We start from the raw sequence: 12,895 nt of genomic DNA on the forward strand, positions 1-12,895 counted from the left end.
ATTAGCTCGATTCGTTGTTCTTTTATGTCAGTAAAAACCGATATAAAAGTAAGAAACCCAGCATTGATTAATTTCATTTCAATTGTATTAACCGATGCTATTTTCTATAAAGCGATAATCGTGCCAAAAAAATTAATCCATTAATTTCAATGCATTATGTGATTTTTGTTGGTGGGCAATAAAAAAATTGCACCAAAATGATCCGTGACGGCACTTATTTGGTGCAAGATAAAGTTCATGCACCAATATGAATCAAACAACAGAGGTTATTCAGCCAATAATTGCCTGATATGTCAATGACAATAATGGATACCTGAGTTGAGTTTGTCCCAAATCAACTCGTCATCTAGTATTAAAGAAGAATAAATCGCTGAGATAGATCACATATTTCTAGGATTTTCTCCAGAATCTGGTACATTACGGACGTTTTTTTAATCAAATAAAGCAATGCTCATTAAATATACGATTTAAGAGGGTTGCTTCTTTTATAAGTGAATCATATTCCATGGCTACTCCACAGATTGATAAGTTAAGAAATATCGCGATCATCGCGCACGTTGACCACGGCAAAACAACACTGGTTGATAAATTGCTACAGCAGTCAGGTACGCTAGAGTCTCGCGGTGAAGCTGAAGAGCGAGTCATGGACTCGAACGACATCGAAAAAGAGCGTGGCATTACCATTCTTGCTAAGAACACAGCAATTAACTGGAATGACTACCGCATCAACATCGTAGATACTCCTGGACACGCGGACTTCGGTGGCGAAGTTGAGCGTATTATGTCAATGGTAGATTCCGTTCTACTGATTGTTGACGCGGTTGATGGCCCAATGCCTCAAACTCGTTTCGTCACACAAAAAGCATTCGCACACGGTCTTAAGCCAATCGTGGTTATTAACAAGATTGACCGCCCAGGCGCTCGTCCTGACTGGGTTATGGATCAAATCTTTGACCTATTTGATAACCTAGGTGCAACCGATGAACAGCTAGATTTCACCACTGTGTACGCATCAGCACTTAATGGCTGGGCAACAATGGAAGAAGGTGTTGTTGGCGAAGACATGGAACCATTGTTCCAAGCGGTTGTAGACACAGTAGAAGCGCCTCAAGTTGATCTTGAAGGCCCACTACAAATGCAAGTATCTCAACTTGATTACAGCTCTTACGTCGGCGTTATCGGTGTTTGTCGTGTCACGCGCGGTAGCGTTAAGCCAAACCAGCAAGTCACCATCGTGAATGCTGAAGGCCAAAAACGTAACGGTAAAGTCGGTACGGTTCTAGGTTACCTAGGTCTTGACCGTCACGAAGTAGAACAAGCCAATGCGGGCGATATCATTGCAATCACAGGTCTTGGCGAGCTTAAAATCTCAGACACAATTTGTGATGTGAACAATGTTGAAGCGATGGAAGCATTGTCTGTTGATGAGCCAACAGTGACCATGACTTTCCAAGTAAACACTTCGCCATTCGCGGGTAAAGAAGGTAAGTATGTTACTTCACGTAATATCCTTGAGCGTCTTGAGAAAGAATTAGTTCATAACGTTGCACTTCGCGTTGAAGAAACAGACAGCCCAGACCGTTTCCGCGTATCAGGCCGTGGTGAGCTTCACCTATCTATCCTGATTGAAAACATGCGTCGTGAAGGTTTCGAGCTAGCCGTATCTCGTCCAGAAGTTATCATTCGTGAAGAAAATGGCCAGCTAATGGAACCGTTTGAAACGGTGACCATCGATGTTCTTGAAGAGCACCAAGGCGCGATCATGGAAAGCATTGGTCTACGTAAAGGTGAGCTAACTGATATGGCTCCTGATGGCAAAGGCCGTGTACGTATGGACTTCATGATGCCTTCTCGTGGTCTTATCGGTTTCCAAACTGAATTCCTAACAATGACGTCTGGTTCTGGTCTTATTTACCACTCATACGATCACTACGGTCCACACAAAGGTGGTGTGATTGGTCAGCGTAATAACGGTGTTCTAGTATCGAACGCAACTGGTAAAGCGTTGACTTACGCACTGTTCTTCCTTCAAGCTCGTGGTCGTCTATTTGCAGAGCACGCGGATGAAGTTTACGAAGGTCAAATCATCGGTATTCACAACCGTTCAAATGACTTAACTGTAAACTGTCTGAAAGGTAAGCAGCTAACCAACGTACGTGCATCAGGTACCGATGAAGCACAGGTTCTTTCTCCACCGATCAAGCACACACTAGAGCAAGCGCTTGAGTTTATCGATGAAGATGAACTGGTAGAAGTAACGCCTGAAAACATTCGTATTCGTAAGAAACTTCTTACTGAAAACGAACGTAAACGTGCGGCGCGTCCTGCAAAAGCGTAATCACTGAATTAGCGATATATCAAAAGGGTGAGAAGTTATCTTCTCACCCTTTTTTGTCTCTGTGAGATGAGTCGAAATGGAATACAAAGACCGATGAAGCCTTTTATTATTTCTGGAGGCCCAGGGGCGGGCAAGACGAGTATCATTGAGTGTTTAGCGAGTATGGGCTACTGCACAACGACAGAAGCTTCACGGACGTTAATCGAGCAGCAGAGTTGTTCCGATAACGGTATTTTACCGTGGACGAATCTTAGCGCTTTTGCTGAGCTGTGTTTGGCGTTGATGACCGAGCAAAAGCAAGCGGCGCAGAAAAGTCGACGCATCGCATTTATGGACAGAGCTATTCCGGATATTTGCGCGTATCTGAAGCAAGGCAAGTTACCCATTGAGCAGCGGTACATGACAGGATGTGACGGTTATCAGCCTATTGCATTTCTTTGTCAGCCAGAGTGGTCGATCTACGCTCAAGACGCCGTAAGACCGCACCCTTTTGAAGAGGCGGTAGAGATACATGAACAGTTATTGAGTACCTATTTAGAATTGGGCTTTGACGTGATCCAGGTACCTTGGGGAGAGATCCGTGATAGAGCTGAATTTATTGAAAATCAAGTAAAAACAGCCCTAAAAGTTGTTCTTACTGCGGATTAAGTTGATTAAGAAATCGATCAGATTCTTCAATAGCGGCGTTCATCTGTTGAATTGCGTACCCAATATCTTTTTCTAAACTCATAAACTCCCCCTGAAGTGAGCCGACTGCGCTTGCATTAAGGTTATGCTTTAAATACAGCGTATTGTCTCTGAGTGTATTGAGTACTGGCGTCATTTTCTTCTCAGCTTGCTTCATCGCAGACAGCATGCTGTTGTAAGATGTTTTCGTTTCACGGAGTTTTTGTTGGCTCGAACGGCGAAGTTTATCGCTGGTATATAGGTCAAGTTCTTGCTGCCACTCCTCAAACAGAGCATCAGAGACATCTTCTATTGCTGCGATGCGGTCAGAAACGTCCTGTGCAGCGTTCTCACTCTCTTGATACTTGTCATTAATTTCGTTGTACACCTTTTCTAATTCACCTCCATCAAATTGAGTGAAAGCGGAAATAGCTTCAAGTGCGCTAGTGAACTCTTGCTGAGCTTCCTGCTGGGCTTCTTTTGCGTCTTCAACACGTTCAACCATTATGTCACGTTTGTGGTAGCCCACTTGCTCCATCGCAGAATAATAGGTGGACTGGCAGCCACTTAACGTGAAGACTGAAACCAATAGAATAATTAAATAAGGCATCCAAATTTCCTTTTTAATGGTAAGTCTAAGAGTTGTACCCCACTTAAGAAAATAAAGCCAGTAGTCTGATCTTGTCGAACTATGTGTAAGAATAAAGGTCATATTTTGAGATGAAAATCTATTTGTCGCTCGGTAATAAAAAAGCCTGTAACATTAAGTACTGTAAAAAAAACACAGTAAGCCGTCGAAAAATCAGGTATGACTTTGATGTGTATCCGATCTCTTTCAGTCGTAAAGAGAACGATGATCGCGATGACAAATGGCCTAACTACTGTTTAACCCGGTGTACTAAGGACAGATGTCGTGGATTTAAAAGCAATAGGACATAACTTTCTGAATTTCCTTCGCTACCTGCTAGTGCGAATGAACCACGATAGAATCAATGTAAATGCTGGATACCTGACTTACATTACCCTCCTGTCTATTGTACCAATGCTGACCGTATTGCTTTCCGTGTTATCTTCTTTCTCCCTGTTTTCAAGCTCGGGTGATGTCATACAAGATTTTGTTATTACTCATTTTGTCCCGGCTGCAGGTGATGCAGTTAAGGGAGCATTGGTGGAGTTTATTGCTAACACCGGAAAGATGACTGCGGTTGGTGGTGCATTTTTGTTTGTCGCAGCGCTGATGCTGATTTCAAACATTGATAAGAACTTGAATTTTATCTGGCGAGTAACAGAAAAGCGCCGTCCGGTGTTTTCATTTTCGATGTATTGGATGGTCTTAACTCTCGGGCCCATTTTAGTAGGAACAAGTATTGCTGCGACCTCGTACATCACCTCTCTAAAGATCATTGATAGTGAAGCCATCAGTGGTATCTACAATATGCTGCTGCGATGGCTACCGTTTTTATTGTCATTCTTTGCTTTTATTGTTTTGTATCTGCTTGTCCCTAATAAAAAAGTGCGTTTGACGGACGCCATGGTGGGTGCGATAACCGCTGCTATACTGTTTGAACTGAGCAAGAAGGGATTTGCTGCTTACATCACTCACTTTCCTTCTTATCAATTGATTTACGGCGCATTAGCGGCGATTCCGATTCTCTTTGTTTGGGTGTATTTGTGCTGGTTGATTGTCTTGATTGGGGCGGAAATAACGGCTGCTTTGGGTGAACAAGCCCTGTGGTCAGGTACCTCAGAAGTGCTACAATCAAGCGCTAAAATGGAAGAGAGCGAAGAGGATAATAAGAGTGATTGCGCTGATTCAGAGAGTAAGCGAGGCGGCCGTCAAAGTTGACGGTGAAGTCGTTGGAGAAATCGACCACGGCCTGCTGGTGTTATTGGGTGTTGAGAAAGACGATGATGAAGCGAAGGCGAAACGCCTGGTGGAACGAGTCACGACCTATCGAGTCTTTGGTGACGACGAAGGAAAAATGAACCTCAACGTTCAGCAGGTCGGAGGTAAAGTGCTGGTGGTTTCTCAGTTTACGTTGCCTGCCGATACCAAAAAAGGCACAAGGGCTGGCTTTTCTCGAGGCGCTCACCCAAGTGATGCTGAGCGTTTATACGACTATTTTTCAGATACGTGCGCAACGGTATTGCCAACAGAACGTGGCCAATTTGCTGCCGACATGAAAGTGTCATTGGTGAATGATGGTCCTGTGACGTTTTGGTTACAGGTATAGTGATTAATTACTGATACCGATACAAGGACGAACAACAAGCACAAACAGACAGGCTAGGAAGCATTTAATGTTCAAACTGATTACCCCCCAAACAGATAACCAGCTTAATAAGTATTATCACTTTCGCTGGCAGATGTTGCGTGAGCCGTGGCAAATGCCACTCGGTTCTGAGCGTGATGAATATGATTCGACTAGCCATCACCGTATGATTGTTGATGGTAGAGGTAGACCCATTGCGATTGGACGCCTTCATATCACCCCTGATGACGAAGGCCAAGTGCGCTATATGGCGGTGAAAAGCAATCGTCGCAGCAAGGGTATGGGTTCGTTGTTGTTGGTGGCTCTGGAGTCGTTAGCGCGCCAGGAAGGGGTGAAGCGACTCGTGTGTAATGCGCGAGAAGACGCCATCGCATTTTATGAGAAGAACCATTTCGAACGCCGTGGTGAGTTGAACGATCAACGTGGCCCAATGCGTCATCAGCAAATGGTCAAACCGCTCGATCCCATGGCTAATGTTCTAAGAAAACCAGAATGGTGCGCTGAGTTGCAAGACCGTTGGGAAAATCAGATCCCGATCAGCGACAAAATGGGCATCAAAATCAATCAATACACAGGGTATCAATTTGAGTGCAGTGCTCAGCTTAACCCGAACCTAAATCCACATAACACCATGTTCGCCGGTTCTGCATTTACCTTGGCCACCTTAACGGGATGGGGTATGACGTGGTTACTACTCAAAGAGCGCGGATTACAGGGGGATATTGTTCTCGCAGACAGCCGAATTCGTTATCGCCATCCGGTTGAATTCAATCCGGTTGCTAGCACATCTCTAGACGGCATCAGTGGCGACTTGGATAGACTCGCTTCTGGACGAAAAGCAAGAATTGTCATCAATGTGACGATTTATAGCGGAGATAAAGCCGCGGTGGAATTCATTGGCACCTACATGTTAATGCCGAATTATAAATCAGAACTATCGGTGTAATTCGTTATCGGTTTGAGGGCGCTGTTGGCTTAAGGACACTGTTGGCTTAAGGGCACTGGTGATCGGATGTCACAGTGCCGTTGAGCAGGTCAACATTCAGTTGTTGGCAAGCTTGTTCAATCGAAAGCCCGATATTTCCCAGTGTCGGTTTCACTAAATCAATGTTGCCTTGTATCATCCCCGTCATATCCGTGCCTTTAATTTCTGTCTCGCTAATCGACACTCTTCCCCTATCCGCTTGAACCCAAAGATTGCTCACGGTAAATGGTTGAATAAGGGTTTGATTTTTTGCGCCGTTATCAGGGTTGGTGGGTGTAGACGTAAACATTAAGACGCCCTCACGAACACTGGTTTTAAGCGTGCCGGTCAACGAGTGTTCAAACATATCACGGTTCCCCGATAGCCCATGGCTATTCAGTTCGAGTTCAACTTGACCATCGAGATCAATAGGTAAAGGGACGATTTTATTCAATAGCTTGAGTGGGAGCCCATCGCCATGCGCGATCAACTGCCAAGGTTGGCTGAGGCTGTTAAGTTCTCTAAACCCTGATGCTTCGAAATAACCGCTTTCTAATGGAATGAATAAACGTTCCAATTGCCATGAGCCGTTGTCAGCATTGCTATTTAACATTGCTTGAGTTGCGACGGTATCGTCATAACTCAGGCTATTAGCCGACATTTCCAGCTCCCCACGCCATAACCCGACCATATTATTACGTTTAAGTTCTAGGTTGCGACCAGAAATATTGGCGCCTGATATCTGCCAAAAAGGTGCATGTTCTATTTGAATGATCTGACTGCGTGCAATATCAAGTTGCTTAATGGTTACGGCGTCTTGCTGTGAAAAATATGCAGAGAGTATCGATAAGCTCTTTGCGGTATTTTCGGTCAATTTCAGCCCAGATGCTTTTAGCCAATCCAGCTTCGTTGTCGTTGGAGATAGGTGCCCAGACAGTTGAAGCCGACCTTGTAGAAAGTCACTATCAAACTCAGAAATCGTGAGTTTGTTCGGCTGAAACTGTAATTTTGCTATCGGTGAGATGAGCCATTGATCTGAGTAACTCATACTTTCTGCATTAAACGAAAGGTAGGCGTTTTCTTGTTGCCAAATAGGGGATGAATCTGAGCTCGATGTGAATAGCGATACATTTTCGATGGATGCATCTAGGTTAACTGCTTGAAATGTTTCGAATTCAAAATGGCTGTTTAGTATATCAAGGCTATTGATATGACTGATTTTGTTAATGATGGGGCTGAAATCGGTGTACAGCGATGGCAGTTTATCGTGTTCTGACAGACTCAATTTATTGATGGTGACGTTAATTAATGACCAGCCATGATCAAATTGCTCTGCTTGCCCTGACACTTCAGCATGACGCCACTCAAATGAAGCCCCAAAAATCGTACTGTCCTTGGGCTTGTAGTCGAGGTCAATTAAAAGGTCATTGAACGCTTCACCTTGATAGTAGAGCTGATCGGTACTGAATTGGATGACACCGAACGGTATCGTTTGATTGCTTTCTGCCCAACGCGGATTTTTGACCTGAACATTGACCCCACGAGCAATGATATCTTGGGAGGAAACATCAAAATTATTCAGGGCAATTTGGTGCACCGTCAGGTGCTTTTGCCAATCAAATGAAGGTTGAAGTGCCTGGAGGCTTAATCCATCAATAAGAACGCTATCTACTACCCATTTCTTTTGTTGATAGGGTGTTCGATTGAACCAAATATCCATTCTAGGGATATAAGTGATGTTCTGCTGCTGTTGATTCTGTTGCTGGTGTTGATAACTGACGCCTTCTAAAGAGAAGTGAAACGGCGGGTTATAAGTGAATTTTTCAACGTGAATTCGATCCTCTAAAAACTGATGGGATAAATAATTCGTAGCGCTGGTGGCGTAGTGTGTTTGAGAGAGAATAAACACAGATGCAATAAAAAAAATGACGAAAGAAATGAGGATTAGCGAGAGAACCAATAGCTTTTTCATGAGAGGCCTAATCCAGTTTGAATAACAAGTATCATTTATATTGTCTATAGATTGGTACAAAACGGTGTTAGCTTCAATAGAAAAGCCCCTAAATTTAGGGGCTTGTAACTAAGTTTCAAAAATAAGTTTCAAAACAACGCTAAGTTTTCAAGATAAGTTTTAAAACACGTTATCACTGATCTTATCTAATGTAGACCCTTAGGTTTTTTACTTTTAGTCGAGCTGTGGGCCAGCAGCAACCAGAGCTTTACCTTCGGTATTGTCTGTGTACTTATCAAAGTTATTAATAAAGCGTTGTGCAAGATCATGCGCCTTGCTTTCCCATTGCAGTGGATCCACATAGGTATCACGAGGATCTAGAATCGCAGGGTCAACACCTGGTAGTGATGTTGGTACTTCAAGATTGAACACCGGAATCGACGTTGTTTCTGCTTTCTCAATAGAACCATCAAGGATTGCATCAATGATACCGCGCGTATCTTGAATTGAGATACGTTTTCCTGTGCCATTCCAACCGGTATTCACAAGGTAAGCTTCTGCACCAGCGGCTTCCATACGCTTAACCAGCACTTCCGCATACTTGGTTGGGTGCAGCGTTAAGAATGCCGCACCAAAACAAGCAGAGAACGTTGGTGTTGGTTCCGTAATGCCGCGCTCTGTACCTGCAAGCTTCGCTGTAAAGCCGGATAGGAAGTGATATTTGGTTTGCTCAGGTGTCAATTTAGACACTGGAGGAAGAACACCAAACGCATCCGCAGATAGGAAAATTACTTTGTTTGCGTGACCGCCTTTTGAGACCGGTTTAACAATGTTATCAATGTGATGGATAGGGTATGAAACTCGCGTATTCTCTGTTTTTGAGTTGTCATCAAAATCAATAGAACCGTCATTTCGAACCGTGACATTTTCTAGCAATGCATCGCGGCGGATAGCGTTGTAGATATCTGGCTCAGCTTCTTTCGATAGTTTGATGGTTTTCGCGTAGCAGCCACCTTCGAAGTTAAACACGCCGTCATCATCCCAACCGTGCTCATCATCACCAATCAGTGCACGTTTCGGGTCCGTTGATAGCGTGGTTTTACCGGTACCAGACAAGCCAAAGAATACCGCGACATCGCCATCTTCACCCATATTTGCACTGCAGTGCATTGATGCGATGTCTTTAAGAGGAAGGAAGTAGTTCATCATTGCGAACATCCCTTTCTTCATCTCGCCACCGTACCAAGTACCACCAATCAACTGCATGCGTTCGGTAAGGTTAAAGACGGTGAAGTTTTCAGAGTTCAGACCATGCTCTTCCCACTTCTGGTTGGTGCATTTCGCGCCATTCATGACCACAAAATCAGGTTCAAATGTCGCGAGTTCTTCTTCGGTTGGGCGGATGAACATGTTCTTAACGAAATGCGCTTGCCATGCCACTTCTGTAATAATTCGAATACTGAGGCGAGTATCAGGGTTCGCACCACAGTAGCCATCTATCACAAACAAACGTTTACCGGACAACTGGTTGGTTACCAGCGTTTTCAGGTCATTCCATACCGTTTGGTCGATGGCTTTGTTGTCATTTTTAACCGCGTCAGATGTCCACCACATGTGCTCTTCTGTTGTGGCATCTTTTACAATGTATTTGTCTTTTGGCGAGCGACCAGTAAAGATCCCAGTATCAACAGCAACAGCACCGAGTTCAGTCACTACGCCTTTTTCGTAGCCTTCTAAACTTGAACGGGTTTCTTCTTCGAATAATTGTTCGTAACTAGGATTACGAAGAATCTCAGTTGCGCCAGTAATTCCGTGCTTAGTTAGATCGATTTGTGCAGCCTTTGTATGTTCCATAACAGTCATAGGTGCTCCTTGTAAGGATATTTTGTAGGGATTTGTAATATTATTATTTTTTGTTTGCTCATCATGCTATCAACGGAATTACCAGAAAACAGGGATATGGCTCAAATAATGACCATATATCTAATGTGGTTTTATGTGTGTCATCACATAATGGCTGTACTTATAATATCCTGTAAGCAAACCTTTGCGCTAGAGCAAAAGAATTATTAATACTAAGAAATTAAGTGCGTTTTTTTGGAACGGAAGCCCTTGTTTTACCTGGGTTTGATCACAAAAAAAGCCAGCGGAGAGCTGGCTTAGTAACGGATTTTACGTGCTTGTTGTTTTAAGCAAATTAATGCAGCGTACCGGAGTTTAAATTGGCCTCAATAAACAGTTCTTTGACCTGTTCTTCATCGAATGAATAATGGGTGCCGCAATAGTCACAATGAAGAGAGACAGAACCTTCAGTGGCGATAATATCAGCAACTTCTTCTTGACCAACAGTCATAATCGCCGCACCACTGCGTTCACGAGAACAACCACAGTGGAAGGTCACCGGTTGTGGTGCAAAGAGCTGAACTTGTTCCTGATTATACAAGCGATACAGAAGATCATTCGCTTCCAATGAAAACAGTTCTTCATTTTTAACCGTGTTAGTCAATTGCTCAAGGTGTTCGAAATCATTCTCAGTACCGGTACCATCAGGCATCACTTGAATCAGCATGCCCGCTGCGCAAGGCTTACCATTGTATTCGCCAGTACGAATCCATAGTCGAGTCTTGAGTTGTTCAGAGCGCTCGAAGTAACCTTCAAGTACTTCCGCTAAGTTGTCGCCTTCTAGCCCTACAACACCCTGATAGCGCTCACCCTGCTTAGGTTCGATCGTGATCACTAAATGGCCTTTACCGATTAGGTCATGCAGGCCTGCTTGTTCATTGATGTCACCGTCATAACGCGCAACGCCACGTATTTTTTGCTCGTGATCGCCATTGATAACAACCAGTGATACCGGGCCGTCACCTTGAAGTTGCATGGTAATCGAACCTTCAAATTTAAGTGTTGCGGTGAGAAGGGTTGTGGACACGAGTAGCTCACCCAGCAGTTTTTGCACTGCGGCAGGGTATTCCTTACTAGAAATTATTTGTTGGTATGCTTCATCCACTTGTACCAACTCACCGCGTACAGAAAGATCTTTAAAAAGGTAGCGGTTTAATACATTGCTTGCCATCTAGGGAGCTCCAGATTATTGATTTTTAAATTTAATAATATTTCGACGCTGCTTCTTATCAGGTCGCCGTTCAGGGCTTGGGTTGTGTGCGTGCAATCGACGTTGTTCAGCATTATCTGCACGCTTTTTGATGCTTTCCGTTGTCTCTATATAGAGTGTTTGCGCTTCTGGTGCCCCACGCCGTTGATCTGAAAGCTTCTCGATAGTGACTGTTTTTTCTTCATGCCCTTGCTTTAGTGTAATAAGTGCACCAATTTCTACAAGTTTACTCGGTTTGCTGCGCTGACCATTATATTGCACCTTTCCACCGTCAACCATGTTACGTGCGATGGAACGAGTTTTATAAAAGCGGGCAGCCCAAAGCCACTTATCGAGTCTGATTGATGTAGATTTGGAGTCTGAAGAGCTAGAGCCCATAGTGAAAAATACCTCTAATAGCGTTTCGCGCAGTCACTGGGTGTTGGCAACAGTCACTAAATGTGGATAAACAATGGTGTTGTGAAGCCATTTTTTCAAGGTAAGCACCAAATATTCGGGTGAATTTACGATAGCATCATTACGCTATGTTATATTTAACGGTCATAACTGTATGATCGATAATGCTAATCGCAATGGGCTATCCGCGATTTTTAATTGATATTTATAAAGGGTTTTTGGAGTGAAGCAGAACTTTTTTTCTAACAACATTGCTTCAAATGTTTGGCTGCAAAAGTTGACAGCGCATTCGGTCGTGATTCAGCAGCGTGCCAGTCTTTTGCTCTGCGTGCTATTGCTGGTTTTATCTGCTTGGATGCTCGGAAAGGTATTTTGGCTGGTACAAAGTCCGGTGGACTCTGTGACTCCTTGGGTGGCGCAGCCGATCAGCAAGCAAAATAAGGCTCAATCGACAATTGATACCTCTTCCTTAACCGGTAGCCATTTATTTGGTGAATATAAACAAGAAAGTAAGCCGATTGAAAAACCAGTGGTTCAGGATGCCCCTAAAACGCGCCTGAATCTGACGTTGGTTGGGGTGGTTGCCAGTAGCGATAATGGCAAGAGTCTGGCCGTCATTGCTAATCGTGGAAGGCAGGCTACTTATGGTTTGAATGAGCAAATCGAAGGAACGCGTGTTCAACTAAAAGCCGTGTTTAATGATCGCGTTATTATTGATAATTCGGGTCGAGATGAAACCTTGATGTTAGCTGGGATTGATTACAGCAAGCTTTCTCAAAATACAGCTCAAAACACAGCCGCGGTGAGACCTAGTGTCAATCGTCAGGGTAACAACCCAGTTAAGAGTGATAATGAGTCGAATTTGGAGACGGTTCGCGCGCAAATCTCAGAGGACCCACAGAAAATATTCCAGTATGTTCGCATGTCGCAAGTGAAACGCGATGGCAACGTAATCGGTTATCGAGTCACACCAGGAAAAGAGCCGGAACTATTTCGTTCAGTTGGCCTCGAAAGTGGTGATATCGCAACGCAGCTCAATGGGCATGACCTGACGGATCCTGTATCAATGAGTAAAGTATTCAGCGCTATTTCTGAGTTAAGTGAATTGAACTTAACGGTTGAGAGAGATGGTCAAACCCATGATATTAATATTGAATTTTAATGTTGATGCAATTGTGCACCAGCGTGAGGAGTA

The 12,895-nt window shown here is 43.9% G+C and carries 11 protein-coding genes; 6 read left to right on the forward strand and 5 right to left on the reverse strand.

Annotated elements, in window-relative coordinates:
- The first annotated feature begins 505 nt into the window (after nucleotides 1-505).
- Both typA and A1QO_RS12920 read left to right on the forward strand, forming a co-directional pair.
- Nucleotides 506-2,338: a translational GTPase TypA gene (gene typA, locus A1QO_RS12915; protein ID WP_017036271.1), complete on the forward strand. Its 1,833-nt coding sequence runs from the start codon at nucleotides 506-508 to the stop codon at nucleotides 2,336-2,338.
- A gap of 93 nt (nucleotides 2,339-2,431) precedes the next feature.
- Entirely contained in the window at nucleotides 2,432-2,986 is a 555-nt protein-coding gene (locus tag A1QO_RS12920; RefSeq protein WP_017037155.1) for an AAA family ATPase, read from the forward strand.
- On the opposite strand, the gene A1QO_RS12925 is transcribed toward A1QO_RS12920, so the two are convergent.
- Entirely contained in the window at nucleotides 2,973-3,614 is a 642-nt protein-coding gene (locus tag A1QO_RS12925; RefSeq protein WP_017039478.1) for a DUF2959 domain-containing protein, read from the reverse strand. The two genes, A1QO_RS12920 and A1QO_RS12925, sit on opposite strands and share 14 nt — an antisense overlap.
- A 363-nt stretch (nucleotides 3,615-3,977) precedes the next feature.
- Here A1QO_RS12925 and A1QO_RS12930 point away from each other — a divergent pair, with 363 nt between their 5' ends.
- From A1QO_RS12930 to A1QO_RS12940, 3 genes are all read left to right on the forward strand, one after another.
- Nucleotides 3,978-4,850, forward strand: coding sequence for a virulence factor BrkB family protein (locus A1QO_RS12930; RefSeq protein ID WP_240492227.1), 873 nt, complete (start codon nucleotides 3,978-3,980; stop codon nucleotides 4,848-4,850).
- Nucleotides 4,804-5,238, forward strand: coding sequence for a D-aminoacyl-tRNA deacylase (gene dtd, locus A1QO_RS12935; protein ID WP_017036275.1), 435 nt, complete (start codon nucleotides 4,804-4,806; stop codon nucleotides 5,236-5,238). Before A1QO_RS12930 ends, dtd begins: the two co-directional genes overlap by 47 nt.
- Before the next feature lie 67 nt (nucleotides 5,239-5,305).
- A complete protein-coding gene (locus A1QO_RS12940) occupies nucleotides 5,306-6,223 on the forward strand; it encodes a bifunctional GNAT family N-acetyltransferase/hotdog fold thioesterase (RefSeq protein ID WP_017039479.1) in 918 nt (305 codons plus the stop codon).
- Between the two features lie 46 nt (nucleotides 6,224-6,269).
- Here A1QO_RS12940 and A1QO_RS12945 read toward each other — a convergent pair whose 3' ends face one another.
- The 4 genes from A1QO_RS12945 to hslR form a co-directional block, all read right to left on the reverse strand.
- On the reverse strand, nucleotides 6,270-8,213 hold the full coding sequence (locus A1QO_RS12945; protein WP_017039480.1) for an AsmA family protein: 1,944 nt from the start codon (nucleotides 8,211-8,213) through the stop codon (nucleotides 6,270-6,272).
- 213 nt (nucleotides 8,214-8,426) lie between these two features.
- Nucleotides 8,427-10,055 (reverse strand): phosphoenolpyruvate carboxykinase (ATP), encoded by a 1,629-nt coding sequence (gene pckA / locus A1QO_RS12950; protein ID WP_017039481.1) that lies wholly within the window; start codon nucleotides 10,053-10,055, stop codon nucleotides 8,427-8,429.
- A 334-nt stretch (nucleotides 10,056-10,389) separates the two neighbouring features.
- Nucleotides 10,390-11,265 carry an Hsp33 family molecular chaperone HslO gene (gene hslO / locus A1QO_RS12955; protein WP_017037149.1) on the reverse strand — a complete coding sequence of 292 codons (876 nt, stop codon included), beginning with the start codon at nucleotides 11,263-11,265 and terminating at the stop codon, nucleotides 10,390-10,392.
- 15 nt (nucleotides 11,266-11,280) lie between these two features.
- Entirely contained in the window at nucleotides 11,281-11,682 is a 402-nt protein-coding gene (gene hslR, locus A1QO_RS12960) for a ribosome-associated heat shock protein Hsp15 (RefSeq protein ID WP_017036280.1), read from the reverse strand.
- Nucleotides 11,683-11,923: 241 nt separating this feature from the next.
- Between hslR and gspC the strand changes: the two genes are divergently transcribed.
- Nucleotides 11,924-12,862, forward strand: coding sequence for a type II secretion system protein GspC (gene gspC, locus A1QO_RS12965; protein ID WP_017036281.1), 939 nt, complete (start codon nucleotides 11,924-11,926; stop codon nucleotides 12,860-12,862).
- The last annotated feature ends 33 nt before the right edge of the window (nucleotides 12,863-12,895 follow it).

The sequence above is a fragment of the Vibrio genomosp. F10 str. ZF-129 genome, from assembly GCF_000287055.2.
GTDB lineage: Bacteria > Pseudomonadota > Gammaproteobacteria > Enterobacterales > Vibrionaceae > Vibrio.